The sequence below is a fragment of the Brevundimonas naejangsanensis genome, from assembly GCF_000635915.2.
Classification (GTDB): Bacteria; Pseudomonadota; Alphaproteobacteria; order Caulobacterales; family Caulobacteraceae; genus Brevundimonas; species Brevundimonas sanguinis.
In genome coordinates, this window is sequence record NZ_CP015614.1 from 577497 (window position 1) to 592618 (window position 15122).

The following is a 15122-nucleotide window of genomic DNA, read 5'->3' on the forward strand; positions in this document are numbered from 1 at the left end:
CGGCGCTCGAATAGCCTTGCCGCCCCCACCCGGCCTCGCCTTTGGCTCAGCCACCCTCCCCGGGACGAGGAGGGAGAATGTCTTGCCTCTCCTCAAACGCTGCAGGGAGAGTATATGGGCTTCATGCGCCAGACATTCGACGAAACCACCGATCCGTCCTTCGGGGCCAAGCACCTGCCTCTGCTCCGCGCCGAGATGGCGAAGCAGGGGCTCGACGGCCTGCTGGTCCCGCACGAGGACGAGCATCAGAACGAATATCTGCCCGACGCCAATGAGCGGCTGGCCTGGGTCAGCGGCTTCACCGGCTCGGCCGGGGCGGGCGTGGTGCTGATGGACAAGGCGGCGGTCTTCGTCGACGGCCGCTATACCGTCCAGGCCAAGGCCCAGACGGACGAGGCCCTGTTCGAGCGCCAGCCGCTGAACGCGCTGACCGACTGGCTGGCGGCCGTGCCGTCGGGTTCGGTGATCGGCTATGATCCGCGCCTGCACAGCCCCGATGCGCTGGCGACCCTGAAACGCGCGGTCGAGAAGGCCGGGGCGACGCTGAAGGCGGTCGAGGCCAACCCGATCGATCTGGCTTGGGGCGACGCTCGCCCGGCCCAGCCGCAGGCGCCGGTGGTCCCGCATGAGGACCGCTATTCCGGCGAGGGGGCCGCGTCCAAGCGCGCCCGCATCGGCAAGGCCATCGCGGACGCCGGGGCCGACGTCGCCGTGCTGACGGCGCCGTCGTCGCTGGCCTGGCTGTTCAACATTCGCGGCGGCGACGTGATCCGCACCCCCCTGCCGCTGGGCCAGGCGGTGGTGAAGGCGGACGGGACGGCCAAGGTTTTCCTCGATCCCGCCAAGGTGACCAATGAACTGCCCGGCTGGCTAGGCGACGCCGTGACGCTGGAGGCGCCCGAGGCGCTGCCCGGCGCGCTGGACGCCCTGGCGGGCCGCAAGGTGATGATCGACCCGGCCGTGTCCTCGGCCTGGTATTTCGACCGGCTGGAAGCGGCGGGCGCGGACATCGTGCGCGGCATGGATCCCTGCGCCCTGCCGCGCGCCTGCAAGAACGCCGTCGAGATCGAGGGCGCCCGTCAGGCGCACATCCGCGACGGCGCGGCCCTGACGCGGTTCCTGCACTGGGTCGATACGGTCGCACAGAAGGAGCTGCCGGACGAGCGGGCGGTGGTCGAGGCGCTGGAAGGCTTCCGCGAGGCGACGGGGATGCTGAAGGACCTGTCCTTCGACACCATCGCCGGGGTCGGGCCGAACGGCGCCCTGCCGCACTACAAGCCGGTCGGGGCCAAGATTCGGCCGATGGAAAAGGGCTCGCTGCTGCTGGTGGACGGCGGCGGCCAGTATCTGGACGGGACCACGGACGTGACCCGCACCATGGCCATCGGCGAGGGCGCGGCGGATCAGCGCCGGATGTTCACCCTGGTGCTGAAGGGCCATATCGCCATGGCGGTGATCCGCTTCCCGGCCGGGACCAGCGGGCGCCAGTTGGACGCCATCGCGCGCCAGCCGCTGTGGAACGCGGGCTTCGACTTCGACCACGGCACGGGCCACGGCGTGGGGTCGTATCTGGGCGTGCACGAAGGGCCGCAGCGCATCGCCGGCTGGGGCACGGACCAGCCTCTGCTGACCGGCATGATCCTGTCGAACGAGCCGGGCTATTACCGCGAGGGCGAGTGGGGCATCCGCATCGAGACGCTGCAGGTCGTCACGGAGCCGACGCAGGTTCCGGGCGGCGAGCGGCCGATGCACGGCTTTGAGCAGCTGACGCTGGCGCCGCTGGATCGCAAGCTGATCGACACAGCGCTGCTGACGGCGGACGAGCGGGCCTATGTCGACGCCTATCATGCCGAGGTTCTGGCCAAGGTCGGGCCTCTGCTGGCCGAGGGCGTGCAGAAGGACGCGGCGGCGCTGGAGTGGCTGAAGGCGCAGACGGCGCCGCTGTAAGGCGAGCGCGCAAGCGTGGATATGAAGATGCCTCCCTCGCGATCGCGGGGGAGGCGTTTTTCGTTGGCCTGTGCGCCTTGATTACTGGACGCGGGTCCAGGTCTGGGTCTTGCACAGGGGGGCGACGATGCAGCCGCGCAGGCGCAGCGTATTGTCGTTGGTCAGGGTGATGGTCCCGCGATAGGTCCCGCCGTCCTCGGGATTGTAGACGCTGCCGCCGCGCCACTCGGTCGGGCCGCCGGTGAAGCCCGACAGCATCCGCAGGCCGCGTAAGGGACGGTCGCGCAGGGCGGCGTCTTTGTTGCGAGCGTCGCGGGCGTTCGGATCGGCGCGGATGTGGCTGGAGGTGACGAGCGTGCCGCACAGGGCCTGGCCGCAGCGCTCGATGCGGACCTGGCCGCCGTTGGTCGGGGTCTGCCACAGGCCGGTCGGGTCGCTGGCGAGGGCGGGAGAAGCGAGGGCGGCGGCGGCGACGGCGAGCGCCGTCAGGACGGAGGTCTTCATCGGCGTTTTCCTTGCTGCGGATCGTTGAGCCGATCCCTTGGCCGGAGGGTGATCCGGGTTTCGGACGGAAACAAGGCCGAAATCTTGAAGTTCGCCAAAGGATTACGTGACCTTAGGTCAAGAGTTCTTCGCGCGCGTTCTCCTCCCCATTTCATGGGGAGGTGGATCGGCGGCGTAGCCGTCGAGACGGAGGGGCCGCTTGGTTCCGCTGTCGCAAAGCCCCTCCACCGCTAGGCGGTCCCCCTCCCCATTCCATGGGGAGGAAAGCGTCAGCCGCCGATCAGCGCCAGCCACTCGTCCTCGGTCAGGACGGCGACGCCGTGTTTTTCGGCGTCCTTCAGCTTGGACCCCGCGCCGGGGCCGGCGACGACGTAGTCGGTCTTCTTCGACACCGAGCCCGAGACCTTCGCCCCGAGGCTTTCGGCGCGGGCCTTGGCCTCGTCGCGGGTGAAGCGTTCCAGCGAGCCGGTGAAGACCACGGTCTTGCCCGCCACCGGGCTGTCGGTCGTGGGGGCGGCCACGTCCTCGACGCGCTCGAGCTCGGCCAGCAGGGCGTCGACGACCTGGAGGTTGTGCGGCTCGTGGAAGAAGTGTGCCAGGGCCTCGGCGGCGACCGGGCCGACGCCGGAGACGCCGGCGATCTGGTTCAGAATTTCGGATGGGCCTTCGTTGCGCGCGACGGCGGCCCAGCGGGTGAGGTCGCTCCAGCCGTCCGAGATTTCCGCCAGCGAGCGGCGGGCGGGCGCGGCCATGCCGGGGAAGGCGAGGGCGATCTTCTGATCCATGGGCGCTTCCGGCCACGGATCGTCGGCGGCGGGTCGGGCTTCGGCCATCAGCGTCAGGACGCGCGGCGAAATGGCGTGGGTCGCCGCCAACGTCTTCCAGTCGTCGCTGGCGAGGCCGTTCGCGGCGGCCATGCAGGCCCCCTGGAAGGCGGTCCAGCTGCCGAAGGCGCGGGCCAGGACGAGCGAGGTCTGTTCGCCGATCTCTCGCACGCCCAGGCCGAAGATCAGGCGGTCGAGGCTGATGACGCGGCGCGCGTCGATCCCGGCCATCAGGTTGCCGACGCTGGTCTCGCCATAGCCGTCTTCGGCGCGCAGCAGGGCCAGCTTCTGCTCGTCGCGGGCGAGGCGGAAGATGTCGGCGGGCTCCTTGATCCAGCCGCGCGCGTGGAAGGCGATCAGCTGCTTTTCGCCAAGGCCTTCAATGTCGAAGGCGCGGCGGCTGACGAAGTGCTTGAGGCGCTCGACGATCTGGGCGTCGCAGATCAGGCCGCCGGTGCAGCGGCGCTTGACCTCGTCACCCTCGCGCACGGCTTCGGAACCGCAGACGGGGCAGGTGGTGGGGAAGACGTAAGGGACGGCGCCGTCGGGACGCAGGGTTTCGACCACGCCGACGATCTGGGGGATGACGTCGCCGGCGCGTTGCAGGACGACGGTGTCGCCGATGCGGACGTCCTTGCGGGCGATCTCGTCCTCGTTGTGCAGGGTGGCGTTGCGGACCACGACGCCGCCGACGGTGACAGGGTGCAGGCGCGCGACGGGGGTCAGGGAGCCGGTGCGGCCGACCTGGATGTCGATGCCTTCCAGCACGGTCGTCGCCTGCTGGGCCGGGAATTTGTGGGCGATGGCCCAGCGGGGGCTGCGAGCGATGAAGCCGAGGCGCTGCTGCCAGTCCAGCCGGTCGACCTTATAGACCACGCCGTCGATGTCGTAGCCGAGGCGGCTGCGGTCGGCCTCCAGCGTCTGATAGACGCCGATCAGGCCTTCGGCGCCCTCGACGCGGGCCGAGCGGTCGTTGACCTGAAAGCCCCAGCTGCGGAAGGCCTCCAGCGCGCTGTGTTGCGTCTCGGCGAAGGGGGCGGAGGTCTCGCCCCAGGCGTAGGCGAAGAAGGTCAGGGGGCGCTGGGCCGTGATCTTCGGGTCCTTCTGGCGCAGCGACCCGGCGGCGAAGTTGCGCGGGTTGGCGTAGGTGCGCTTGCCTTCGGCCTCGGCCGCCGCGTTGAAGGCGTCGAAGGCGGCGTTGGGGGCGTAGACCTCGCCGCGGATCTCGATGACGTCGGGCCAGCCTGAGCCGGCCAGGGTCTGGGGAATGGCGGCGATGGTGCGCAGATTGGCGGTCACGTCCTCGCCCGTCTTGCCGTCGCCGCGCGTGGCGCCCTGGACCAGGACGCCCTTTTCATAGCGCAGGCTGGCGGAGAGGCCGTCGATCTTGGGCTCGGCGACGAAGGCGATGGGCTCCTCGCCGGGCAGCTTCAGGAAGCGGGCGATGCGGGCTGCGAAGTCGCGCACCTCGCCCTCGTCGAAGGCGTTGTCCAGCGACAGCATGGGCACGCCGTGGCGGACCTCGGCGAACTGGGTCGAGACGGGGGCGCCGACGCGTCTGTTGGGAGAGACTGTGAATGTGAGGGTCGGGAATTGCGCGACTATATCAAGCGAACGTCGTTTGAGAACGTCGTAGTCAGCGTCGGAAATCTCCGGCGCATCTTCGCCATAGTAGAGCGCCTCGTGACGCGCGAGTTCGTCTGATAGCCATGCCAGCTCTTCACGGGCTTCCTCGCGCGTCAAGGTGTGAACTGGTGTTTGGAGCATGGGAATCGAGGTCACTTTTAAAGATCGAATAAGCTCTTTAGCACCGCGACGTTCCACGCCCAGCCACCGCCATGACAGAAACGTAATCTGACGCAGCGGCCCGGGGCCGCTAGCGTCGCGCCTCAAAGATTCCTGCCGGAGCCCTCCATGCGTCCTGTCCTCGCCAGCCTGTCCGTGATCGCCGCCGCCCTGACGCTGGCCGCCTGTGAGACGACGACCGCGCCTGTGGTCGAGACGCCTGCGGTCGCGGCGTCGCCCTCGGTCGATTACGCCCAGTTGATGGAGGACCTGCGCATCCTGTCGGCCGACGACATGCAGGGGCGCGACACCGGTTCGGAGGGCGGGGCCAAGGCGCGCGCTTACATCGTCGGGCGGTTGGAGGCGCTGGGCGTGCAGCCCTCGCCGATGGGGCGGCTGCAGCCGTGGGAGATGCAGGGGCGGACGCGCGAAGGGACCAAGACCTTCAGCGGGACCAACATCATCGGCGTGATCCCCGGCACGCGGGTGGGCGACAAATACATCGTCGTGACCGCCCACTATGACCATGTGGGCGTCAACGACGGCCAGATATTCAACGGGGCGGACGACAACGCCTCGGGCGTGGCGACCATGCTGGAGCTGGCCAAACGGCTGAAGGCCAACCCGCCCGAACACAGCGTGCTGATCGTGGCTCTGGACGGCGAGGAGCGAGGCCTGCTGGGCGCCAAGCATTTCGTCGAGGCGCCGCCGGTGCCGCTGCACGCCATCGCGATGAACCTGAACTTCGACATGACGGCGCGGGCCGACAGCGACGGCAAGCTGTGGGTGACGGGGACGTATCAGCATCCCTATTTCCGCCCGGTGCTGGATCAGGTGGCGGCGCGTCCGAACGTGGCGTTGGCCTTCGGCAAGGACACGCCCCAAGATGAGGGCGCCGACAACTGGGTCGAGGCGTCGGACCACGCCGCCTTCCACCGCGCGGGGCTGCCGTTCCTCTATTTCGGGGTGAACTATCACCCGGACTATCACCGCCCCAGCGACCACTTCGAGAAGATCAACCCGGCGGTGTTCCAGGACTCGACCGAGCTGGCCATCGCCGGCTTCCGGGCGCTGGACCGGTGGCTGGATCAGTGACGGCTGTCGCAAAACACTTGCAAAGATAGGCCTTGAATCCGCCGTCAGAGCGGCGTTCTGTCGCAGCCTCAGCAGTCGAGGAATACAGTGATGTCGGCGACGCAAGGGTTTGACCTTCAACGGGTGCAGAAACTGCGCAAGGCGGCGCTGCTGGTCGGATTGATCGGCGTGGTCGGGCTGGCCTTCGTCAGCCGGTCCATCGGCGGCGAGACCATGCTGCACGAAGGGCTGGAAGCGTTCGGCCTGGGCCTGATCGTCGTCTGCATCGTCGGGCGGGCCTGGTGCTCCCTCTATATCGGCGGACGCAAGAAGGCCGAGATCGTGGATCGCGGGCCGTATTCGATCAGCCGCAACCCGCTGTATGTCTTCAGCTTCATGGGGGCGTTCGGCGTGGGCGCGCAGACGGGCAGCGTGACGCTGGCGACCGTCTTCCTGCTGCTGACGGTGGCGGTCTTCTACGCCACGGTGAAGCGCGAGGAGGCCTGGCTGGCGGGCGCCTTCGGCCAGACCTATGCGGACTATTGCGCGCGGACGCCGCGGTTCGGACCGGACTTCTCCAAATGGCGCGACGCCGACAGCCTGGAGGTGCGGCCGCAGTTCTTCCTGACGACGCTGCGTGATGGTCTGGTGTTCCTGCTGGCCGTGCCGCTGTTCGAGTCGGTCGAGCGGCTGCAGGATCTGGGCTGGCTGTCGACGCTGCTGCGCCTGCCATGAGGGCGTTGTCGATTCTGCTGGCGGGGGCCCTGGCCCTGACGGTCGCGGCCTGTGATCGGGGCGCCGTGCCTGACAAGGCTCCCTCGGCGACGGCGTTCAAGCACGACCTGCCCGAGGACGTGTCCGGTTACTACATCCCCACGACGGTGGTGCAGGTCGGCGACTGGCGGCTGCATCACCTGTTCATAGGGCAGGTTCCCGACTTCATGGCCTGGCGCGACGGTCAGCGCACGGCGGGGTTCGCGCCGATCATGATGGAGTTCGAGACGGGCGATAAGGCGCGGCGCACGCGGCTGATTCCGACGGCCTATGACGTGACCGAGGACCGGGTGCGGTTTGAGGCGTCGTCGCGCGAGCTGGGCGCGGTGTCGTTCGAGGGAGCGCTGGACCAGGGCGCGCTGGCGACGGCGCGGCGCAACCTGGGCGATCAGGGCGTGGTCCTGAAAGGACGGCTGAAGGTCGGGGACCGGACCTTCGACGGGGTGTCGATGCGGTGGTGGGCGGGGGACTGATCTTCTCCTCCCCATTTTATGGGGAGGTGGCGCGGCGCGTAGCGCCGTGACGGAGGGGCTGCCCGGTTCCGCTGTCGCAAGCCCCTCCACCACTTTGTGGTCCCCCTCCCCACGCCGTGGGGAGGAGATTTATGATCAGGCGACGGTCGCCTTGACGATCTTGCCCGGCGCGCGCGGGGGCTCGCCCTTGGGCAGGGCGTCGACGTGTTCCATGCCTTCGATCACTTCGCCCCAGACGGTGTACTGGCCGTCCAGGAAGCGGGCGTCGTCGAAGCAGATGAAGAACTGCGAGTTGGCGCTGTCCGGGTTGGCGGTGCGGGCCATCGAGCAGACGCCGCGGACGTGCGGCTCTTTCGAGAATTCCTGCTTGAGGTTCGGCTTGGACGAGCCCGAGGTGCCGGTGCCCGTGGGGTCGCCGCCCTGGGCCATGAAGCCCGGAATCACGCGGTGGAAGACCACGCCGTCATAGAAGCCTTCCTTGGCCAGGTCGGTGATCTGCTTGACGTGGTTCGGCGCCAGATCGTCGCGCAGCTTGATGACGACGTTGCGGTCTTCGCCGTCGCCGGTGTCCAGGGTGAAGGTCAGGGTTTGGTCGGCCATCGGGCGCTCCTTGAGGTTATGCGAGCCGGAATTGTGCGCGGGTCATAGCGGCTGAACGCCGTCAGGGCTATGTGGGAAGCATGAGTGAAGACGAAAAGCCCGCCGACAAGCCGCAGGAACGCCGCCGCATGGTGCGTCTGCCCACGGGCGGCACGGCCTCGGGCCGCAAGGTCGGTCAGAAGATCAAGACAGCCGACAAGAAGACGCTGTCCAGCCAGGCGTGGATCAAGCGTCAACTGTCGGACCAGTGGTCCGAGCGCGCCCGCGCAGAGGGCTGGCGCAGCCGCGCCGCCTTCAAGCTGATGGAGATCGACGACAGGTATCGGCTGATCAAGCGCGGCTCGCGGGTCATCGACCTGGGCGCGGCGCCGGGCGGTTGGGTGCAGGTGGCGCTGGATCGCGGCGCGGCGGCGGTGGCTGGCGTGGACCTGCTGATGATCGAGCCGATTCCGGGCGCGACGCTGATTCAGGCCGACTTCACCGATCCGGGCGTGGATCAGCAGATGCTGGACGCCATCGGCGGTCCGCCGGACCTGGTGCTGTCTGACATGGCGCACAACACCATCGGCCACCGCCAGACGGACCACCTGAAGATCATCGCCCTGATCGAGATCGCGGCCGATTTCGCCATCCGCACGCTGCGGCCGGGCGGGAACTTCGTGTCGAAGAACTTCCAGGGCGGCGACGCCGGCGGGGTGCTGACGCGCCTGCGCGAAGAGTTCGAGACGGTGAAATACGTGAAGCCGGAGTCGAGCCGAAAGGGCAGCGCCGAGGTCTTCCTGGTGGCGCTGAACAAGCGCTAGGCCGACGCGCCTTCCGCCTCGGCCGCAGCGCGCCGGGCGGCTTTTTTCGCTTCGGCGCGTGTCCACAGGCGGTCGTGCAGGGTGAAGAAGACCGTCTGCACCAGAGGCTCGATCGTGCCGATGGCCAGGGCGATGCGGATGTCGCGCGTCAGGGCGAAGGCCACCAGCACCGCGACGGCGAAGTGCATGACGCCGTAGGTGACGGTTTTCAACGCCACCTGCTTCAGGTTACGGGGCAGGGCGTGGCTGTGTCCGTGGCCGTGGTGGTTGTGGGCGCGGTTCTGCTCGTGCGCGTCCATCAGCTCCAGACGGGCGGTGAAGGCCTCGGCCGTCTCTTCCACCCCGGACAGCATCTTGCGGCGCTCGACCCGGTGCCAGACGCGGTCGTGGATCGAATAGGCGATGGTCTGGAAGATCGGCTCGACCACCCCGACCGCCAGCGCCAGCCGCCAGTCGCGCGTCAGGGCGAAGGCCACCAGGATCGCCACGATCAGGTGCATGGCGCCGTAGCTCGCAATCTTGAGAGCCAGCTCCCGCGCCGTGTTGATCAAGATGCGAACCATTATCGCGCAATGCGTCCCTTCGCCGCCCGTTTCAAGGCAATTCCTCTTATATGGACGATAGCGCGGGCTTGGGGTTGCGGTTCCCCGCCAACGGGGGCTATACGCGGCCCGCAAAATGGAGGCTCCAAATGGAGATACGCGAAGGCCTAACCTTCGATGACGTTTTGCTCGAACCCGGTCCGTCCGAGGTCATGCCCGCTGATGTCGATGTCTCGACCCAGCTGACGCGCGAAATCAGATTGAACATCCCGCTGCTGTCGTCCGCCATGGACACGGTGACGGAAAGCCGCCTGGCGATCGCCATGGCGCAGGCGGGCGGCCTGGGCGTGCTGCACCGGAACATGACCATCGAGGAGCAGGCCGAAGAGGTCCGCGCCGTCAAACGCTACGAAAGCGGCATGGTGGTGAACCCGGTCACGGTCGCCCCCGACACGACGCTGGGCGAAGTGCTGCAGATCGTCGAACGCAAGAAGATCACCGGCTTCCCCGTGGTCGATCCGAAGAGCGGCAAGCTGGTCGGGATGCTGACCAACCGCGACATGCGCTTTGAGACGGACCTGAATCTCAAGGCCGCCGATCTGATGACGACGGGCGAGCTGATCACCCTGCGCGAAGGCTCGGCCGGGCGCGAGGCGGCGCGCGAACTGCTGCGCACGCGCAAGATCGAGCGGGTCATCGTGGTGGACGACGCCTATCGCGCCGTCGGCCTGATCACCATGAAGGACATCCAGAAGGCCCAGGCCTTCCCCAACGCCTGCAAGGACGAGCAGGGCCGCCTGCGCGTCGGCGCCGCCTCGACCGTCGGCGACGCCGGGTTCGAGCGCGCCATGGCGCTGGCCGATGCGGGCGCCGACGTGGTGGTGATCGACACCGCCCACGGCCACTCGGCCTCGGTCGCCCAGGTGGTCGAGCGCATCAAGCGCGAGAACAACCGCGTCCAGATCATCGCCGGCAACGTCGCCACCTATGACGCCACGCGCGCCCTGATCGACGCGGGCGCCGATGCGGTGAAGGTCGGCATCGGGCCGGGCAGCATCTGCACCACCCGCATCGTCGCGGGCGTGGGCGTGCCGCAGCTGACAGCCATCGTCGACGCCGCCCGCGCGGCGCAAGGCACGGGCGCCTCGGTCATCGCCGACGGCGGCATCAAGTTCTCGGGCGATCTGGCCAAGGCCATCGCGGCGGGCGCCAATGTCGCCATGATGGGCTCGATGTTCGCAGGGACCGACGAAAGCCCCGGCGAGGTCTTCCTGTACCAGGGCCGGTCCTACAAGTCGTATCGCGGCATGGGCTCGGTGGGCGCGATGGCGCGCGGCTCGGCCGACCGCTACTTCCAGAAGGAAGTCTCGTCCGAGAAGCTGGTCCCCGAGGGCATCGAGGGCCAGACACCTTACAAGGGGCCGATCGCCCCGGTGGTGCACCAGCTGGTCGGAGGGCTGCGCGCCTCGATGGGCTATGTCGGCGGCGCCACCATCGCGGACTTCCAGGAGCGCGCGCGCTTCGTCCGCATCACCAATGCGGGCCTTCGTGAAAGCCACGTCCACGACGTGATGATCACGCGCGAGGCGCCGAACTATCGTCAGGGCTGACCTGATCCGCTCCCGGCCCCGGTCGGGAGCGGTTTTGTTTTGGGCTAGTGAAACAGGAGAAGAGCGTGACCACTGAACTCACCTATCTGGCGGCGACGCTGGTGCTGGCCCTGGTGCAGATCTTCCTGCCCGCCTTTGCCCGAACGCGCGAGTTCGGCCTGTCGTGGAACGCCGGGGCGCGGGACGAAACGCCCGAAGCCAAGAGCCCCGTCGTCGGCCGTCTGGAGCGGGCCCAGGCCAATCTGTTCGAGACCCTGCCGCTGTTCATCGGCGCCGTGCTGATCGCCCAGATGGCGGATCGGACCGGCGCGCTGACGGCGTGGGGCGCAGGCCTCTACTTCTGGGCGCGCGTCGCCTATATCCCGCTGTACGCCCTGGGCGTTCCCTATATCCGGTCGCTGGTGTGGCTGGTCTCGCTTGCGGGACTGGCGCTGTGCCTTCTGGCCCTTTTCATCCGAGTCTGATTTGACCCCAGCCGCCCGCCTGGCCGCCGCCGCCGCCATCATCGACAGCATTTCGCAAGGCCGCCAGCCCGCCGACGCCGTGCTCAAGGCCTGGAGCCAGCAGAACCGCTATGCCGGTTCGGGCGACCGCCGCGCCATCGCCGAACGCGTCTATCAGGTGCTGCGCGCGCGCGGCCGCCTGTCGGCCTTCATGGGCGGGCGTCAGGACGGACGCGCCCTGATCGTCGGCGCCCTGTCGCTGCTGGACGGCGCGACGCTGGAGGAGATCGAAGGCCTCTACAACGGCGAGGGCTATGGCCCACGCCCGCTGTCCAAGCACGAGCGCGGCCGCATCATGGCGCACGAGGACGCGGCCGATCTGGCCGAGGTCGCGCTGCCGGACTTCGTGACGGCCGACCTGAAGGCGGTTCACGGCGACCGCTGGCGCGACGAGGTGGAAGCCCTGAGCGGTCGCGCGCCGGTGGACCTGCGGGTCAATGGTCTGCGGGCCACGATCGAGGAGGTCGAGGCGGAGCTGCGCGGCGCAGGCCTGTCGCCCCAGCGCACCGAACTGTCGGGCTGGGGCCTGCGGCTGGACGCCGAGCCGGCGCCGAACGTGCAGCCGCTGGACGGCTTCCAGAACGGCCATTTCGAGATTCAGGACGAAGCCAGTCAGGTCGTCGGCTGGCTGTCCGGCGCCTTCCCCGGCGCGACGGTGGTGGACTATTGCGCGGGCGGCGGCGGCAAGACGCTGGGCCTGGTGCAGGCCATGCAGGGGCAGGGGGCGCTGATCGCCTGCGACGTCTCGGCCAAGCGTCTGGACAATGTGAAGCCGCGCCTGGCCCGCGCGGGCGTCGAGGCCGACCTGCGCCTGCTGGGCACGAACGGCGGCGGGGTCGAGGATCTGAACGGTCAGGCCGACGTGGTGTTCGTCGACGCGCCCTGCTCGGGCTCGGGCGCCTGGCGGCGTCGGCCGGAGGACAGCTGGCGCCTGACGGCCGAGGAAGTCGCGCGTTTGCACGCGCTGCAACTTCGTATTCTGGGGCAGGCGACCAAGCTGGTGCGGCCGGGCGGGCGTCTGGCCTATGTCACCTGCTCGGTGCTGGGCGCGGAGAACGAGGCTACAGCAGCCGCCTTCGAGGCCGCGCACGCGGACTTCAAGCCCGTCCCCATCGCCGATGCGGCGCACAGCGCGGATTTGACCGAGGCGGGGCGCGAACGCCTGACCGCGCTGGCGCAAGGCAACCGCCTGCGCCTGTCGCCCGCCGCCACGGGCACGGACGGCTTCTTCATCGCGCTTTATGAGCGCGCCGCATGAGGCTGGAACGCTACGGCGCCGTCACGGTCCTGCCCGTGATGGCGGCGCCTGCGGAATATGGCGAGCATCTGCGCGCCCGCGTCGACCCGCTGATGACCGGCATCGGGCCGGTCGAGGGGGCGGTGGCGCTGACGGCGGCGCTGGCGCGGCTGGAGGCGAGGGGAGAGGCGCCGGACCTGATCCTGTCGCTGGGCTCGTGCGGGTCGCGCGTGCTGCAACATGCGGCCGTCTATCAGGCGTCGTCGGTCGCCTATCGCGACATGGACGCCAGTCCGTTGGGGTTCGAGAAGGGCGTGACGCCGCTGCTCGATCTGCCCGCCGTTCTGCCGCTGCCGTGCCCCATTCCGAGCGTGCCGAGCGCGCGCCTGTCGACGGGCGCCAACGTCGTCTCGGGCGCCGCCTATGACGCCATCGACGCCGAGATGGTGGACATGGAGACGTGGGCGCTGGTGCGCGCGGCCCAAAGCTTCGGCCTGCCGCTGGTCGCGCTGCGCGGCGTGTCGGACGGCAAGGCCGAACTGACGGGCCTGCACGACTGGACCTCGACCCTGCATCTGGTGGATGAGAACCTGGCCCGGGCGTTGGACGGCCTGATCGCGGTGCTCGCGGATCAGGGCCTCTCGGCCCTTGAAATTCCGGCCCTGCAAGGCCAAACCCTCGCCCAATCGCTCGCCCCGGATTCGACCTCATGACCCAGCCGACCCAACACCAGAAGGTGCTCATCGTCGATTTCGGCAGCCAGGTGACGCAGCTGATCGCGCGCCGCCTGCGCGAGGCCGGCGTCTATTGCGAAATCCATCCGTTCAACAAGGCGGGTGAAGCCCTGAAGGCGATGCAGCCGCAGGCCATCATCCTGTCGGGCGGCCCCAACTCGACGACTGACGCCGACAGCCCGCGCGTCGACCGTTCCGTCTTCGACTATGGCGCGCCGATCCTGGGCATCTGCTACGGCGAGCAGCTGATCTGCGCGGAGCTGGGCGGCAAGGTCGAGAGCGGCCACCACGCCGAGTTCGGCCGCGCCGAGATCGTCATCACCAAGGACAGCCCCCTGTTCGCGGGCATCGGCGCCATCGACCACCGCGAGCCGGTGTGGATGAGCCACGGCGACCGCGTGACGGCTCTGCCGGAAGGCTTCCATGTCATCGCCACCTCGGAAGGCGCGCCCTTCGCCGCCATCGCCGATGAAACGCGCAAGATCTATGGCGTGCAGTTCCACCCCGAGGTGGTCCACACCCCTCGCGGCGCACAGCTGCTGAAGAACTTCACCCACGGCGTGGCGGGCCTGACCGGCGACTGGACCATGGCCGCCTATCGCGACGAGCAGATCGCCAAGATCCGCGAACAGGTCGGCGACGCCAAGGTCATCTGCGGCCTGTCGGGCGGGGTCGATTCATCGGTCGCCGCCGTGCTGATCCACGAGGCCATCGGCGACCAGCTGACCTGCGTCTTCGTCGACACCGGCCTGATGCGCAAGGGCGAGGCCGATCAGGTCACGACCCTGTTCCGCGAGCACTACAACATCCCGCTGGTGCATGTTGATGCATCTAAGGATTTCCTCGGCGAGCTGGCCGGGATTTCCGACCCGGAAACCAAGCGCAAGACCATCGGCCGCGTCTTCATCGAGGTGTTTGACCGCGAGGCGAACAAGATCGAAGGCGCCGCCTTCCTGGCCCAGGGCACCCTCTATCCCGACGTGATCGAGAGCGTATCCCCGACGGGCGGCCCCTCGCACGTGATCAAGAGCCACCACAACGTCGGCGGCCTGCCGGACTTCATGAAGCTGAAGCTGGTCGAGCCCCTGCGTGAACTGTTCAAGGACGAAGTCCGGGCTCTGGGCCGTGAGCTGGGCCTGACCGACGCCTTCGTCGGACGCCACCCCTTCCCCGGACCGGGCCTGGCCATCCGCATTCCTGGCGAGATCACGCCGGAGGCGGTCGCCACGCTTCAGGACGCGGACGCCATCTATCTGGACGAGATCCGCAAGGCGGGTCTGTACGACGACATCTGGCAGGCCTTCGCCGTGCTGCTGCCGGTCAAGACGGTCGGCGTCCAAGGCGACGCCCGCACCTATGAAAAGGTGCTGGCCCTGCGCGCGGTGACCTCGACCGACGGCATGACGGCCGACTTCTACCAGTTCCCCTGGGACGTCCTGGCCAAGACCGCCACGCGCATCATCAACGAAGTCCGCGGCGTCAACCGCGTCGTCTACGACGTGACGTCCAAGCCGCCCGGCACGATCGAGTGGGAATGAGAACGGGGGGGGTAGCGGTCGCGTTCGGCGAGTGCGGTCCCTCGGGTCTGCGGTAGTAGATCTACGGAGGCGGAAGGGGCGCAGTGGGCTTGATGCGGCTCATTAGGTCAGCTTCCGACTCATTTGAAAAAGGCGGCTGCTGAGATCGCCGCTTGAAGCGGACGCTGCGGTTTG

General features: G+C 68.4%; 14 protein-coding genes. 10 read left to right on the forward strand and 4 right to left on the reverse strand.

Going from position 1 to position 15122, the window contains the following annotated elements; genetic code table 11:
• Nucleotides 1-123 precede the first annotated feature (123 nt).
• A complete protein-coding gene (locus tag DA69_RS02800) occupies nt 124-1947 on the forward strand; it encodes an aminopeptidase P family protein (protein ID WP_025977566.1) in 1824 nt (607 codons plus the stop codon).
• Between the two features lie 81 nt (nt 1948-2028).
• Here the strand turns inward: DA69_RS02800 and DA69_RS02805 are convergent, their stop codons facing one another.
• Both DA69_RS02805 and ligA read right to left on the reverse strand, forming a co-directional pair.
• Nucleotides 2029-2451: a DUF2147 domain-containing protein gene (locus DA69_RS02805; protein ID WP_025977565.1), complete on the reverse strand. Its 423-nt coding sequence runs from the start codon at nt 2449-2451 to the stop codon at nt 2029-2031.
• 269 nt (nt 2452-2720) lie between these two features.
• Nucleotides 2721-5042 carry an NAD-dependent DNA ligase LigA gene (gene ligA / locus DA69_RS02810; protein WP_025977564.1) on the reverse strand — a complete coding sequence of 774 codons (2322 nt, stop codon included), beginning with the start codon at nt 5040-5042 and terminating at the stop codon, nt 2721-2723.
• A 147-nt stretch (nt 5043-5189) separates the two neighbouring features.
• Between ligA and DA69_RS02815 the strand changes: the two genes are divergently transcribed.
• The 3 genes from DA69_RS02815 (at nt 5190) to DA69_RS02825 (ending at nt 7381) form a co-directional block, all read left to right on the forward strand.
• On the forward strand, nt 5190-6155 hold the full coding sequence (locus DA69_RS02815; protein ID WP_025977563.1) for a M20/M25/M40 family metallo-hydrolase: 966 nt from the start codon (nt 5190-5192) through the stop codon (nt 6153-6155).
• 90 nt (nt 6156-6245) lie between these two features.
• Complete coding sequence (locus DA69_RS02820; RefSeq protein ID WP_025977562.1) at nt 6246-6869, forward strand: methyltransferase family protein; 624 nt, start codon at nt 6246-6248, stop codon at nt 6867-6869.
• Nucleotides 6866-7381 (forward strand): hypothetical protein, encoded by a 516-nt coding sequence (locus DA69_RS02825; protein ID WP_029972565.1) that lies wholly within the window; start codon nt 6866-6868, stop codon nt 7379-7381. The genes DA69_RS02820 and DA69_RS02825 overlap by 4 nt, the downstream gene beginning before the upstream one ends.
• Before the next feature lie 135 nt (nt 7382-7516).
• Here DA69_RS02825 and DA69_RS02830 read toward each other — a convergent pair whose 3' ends face one another.
• Entirely contained in the window at nt 7517-7981 is a 465-nt protein-coding gene (locus DA69_RS02830) for a peptidylprolyl isomerase (RefSeq protein ID WP_003167307.1), read from the reverse strand.
• 80 nt (nt 7982-8061) lie between these two features.
• On the opposite strand from DA69_RS02830, the gene DA69_RS02835 reads away from it, so the two are divergent.
• Complete coding sequence (locus DA69_RS02835; protein ID WP_025977560.1) at nt 8062-8784, forward strand: RlmE family RNA methyltransferase; 723 nt, start codon at nt 8062-8064, stop codon at nt 8782-8784.
• Here the strand turns inward: DA69_RS02835 and DA69_RS14205 are convergent.
• On the reverse strand, nt 8781-9347 hold the full coding sequence (locus tag DA69_RS14205; RefSeq protein ID WP_025977559.1) for a DUF2061 domain-containing protein: 567 nt from the start codon (nt 9345-9347) through the stop codon (nt 8781-8783). The genes DA69_RS02835 and DA69_RS14205 overlap by 4 nt on opposite strands.
• A gap of 128 nt (nt 9348-9475) precedes the next feature.
• Here DA69_RS14205 and guaB point away from each other — a divergent pair, with 128 nt between their 5' ends.
• The 5 genes from guaB to guaA all read left to right on the forward strand — a co-directional run bounded on the left by guaB (nt 9476) and on the right by guaA (nt 14948).
• Entirely contained in the window at nt 9476-10936 is a 1461-nt protein-coding gene (gene guaB, locus DA69_RS02845; protein ID WP_025977558.1) for an IMP dehydrogenase, read from the forward strand.
• A gap of 65 nt (nt 10937-11001) precedes the next feature.
• Nucleotides 11002-11400 (forward strand): MAPEG family protein, encoded by a 399-nt coding sequence (locus DA69_RS02850; protein ID WP_025977557.1) that lies wholly within the window; start codon nt 11002-11004, stop codon nt 11398-11400.
• A gap of 1 nt (nt 11401) precedes the next feature.
• Nucleotides 11402-12697: an RsmB/NOP family class I SAM-dependent RNA methyltransferase gene (locus tag DA69_RS02855; protein ID WP_025977556.1), complete on the forward strand. Its 1296-nt coding sequence runs from the start codon at nt 11402-11404 to the stop codon at nt 12695-12697.
• Nucleotides 12694-13389, forward strand: coding sequence for a 5'-methylthioadenosine/S-adenosylhomocysteine nucleosidase (locus tag DA69_RS02860; RefSeq protein WP_025977555.1), 696 nt, complete (start codon nt 12694-12696; stop codon nt 13387-13389). Before DA69_RS02855 ends, DA69_RS02860 begins: the two co-directional genes overlap by 4 nt.
• Nucleotides 13386-14948, forward strand: a complete 1563-nt coding sequence (gene guaA / locus DA69_RS02865; protein WP_025977554.1) for a glutamine-hydrolyzing GMP synthase — start codon at nt 13386-13388, stop codon at nt 14946-14948. Before DA69_RS02860 ends, guaA begins: the two co-directional genes overlap by 4 nt.
• Nucleotides 14949-15122 lie beyond the last annotated feature (174 nt).

What these genes read in the sequence shown, in the direction of transcription:
- DA69_RS02800 (WP_025977566.1), top strand. Translation starts at nt 124, where the DNA reads ATGCGCCAGACATTCGACGAAACCACCGATCCGTCCTTCGGGGCCAAG.
- DA69_RS02805 (WP_025977565.1), bottom strand. Translation starts at nt 2,451, where the DNA reads ATGAAGACCTCCGTCCTGACGGCGCTCGCCGTCGCCGCCGCCGCCCTC.
- ligA (WP_025977564.1), bottom strand. Translation starts at nt 5,042, where the DNA reads ATGCTCCAAACACCAGTTCACACCTTGACGCGCGAGGAAGCCCGTGAA.
- DA69_RS02815 (WP_025977563.1), top strand. Translation starts at nt 5,190, where the DNA reads ATGCGTCCTGTCCTCGCCAGCCTGTCCGTGATCGCCGCCGCCCTGACG.
- DA69_RS02820 (WP_025977562.1), top strand. Translation starts at nt 6,246, where the DNA reads ATGTCGGCGACGCAAGGGTTTGACCTTCAACGGGTGCAGAAACTGCGC.
- DA69_RS02825 (WP_029972565.1), top strand. Translation starts at nt 6,866, where the DNA reads ATGAGGGCGTTGTCGATTCTGCTGGCGGGGGCCCTGGCCCTGACGGTC.
- DA69_RS02830 (WP_003167307.1), bottom strand. Translation starts at nt 7,981, where the DNA reads ATGGCCGACCAAACCCTGACCTTCACCCTGGACACCGGCGACGGCGAA.
- DA69_RS02835 (WP_025977560.1), top strand. Translation starts at nt 8,062, where the DNA reads ATGAGTGAAGACGAAAAGCCCGCCGACAAGCCGCAGGAACGCCGCCGC.
- DA69_RS14205 (WP_025977559.1), bottom strand. Translation starts at nt 9,347, where the DNA reads ATGGTTCGCATCTTGATCAACACGGCGCGGGAGCTGGCTCTCAAGATT.
- guaB (WP_025977558.1), top strand. Translation starts at nt 9,476, where the DNA reads ATGGAGATACGCGAAGGCCTAACCTTCGATGACGTTTTGCTCGAACCC.
- DA69_RS02860 (WP_025977555.1), top strand. Translation starts at nt 12,694, where the DNA reads ATGAGGCTGGAACGCTACGGCGCCGTCACGGTCCTGCCCGTGATGGCG.
- guaA (WP_025977554.1), top strand. Translation starts at nt 13,386, where the DNA reads ATGACCCAGCCGACCCAACACCAGAAGGTGCTCATCGTCGATTTCGGC.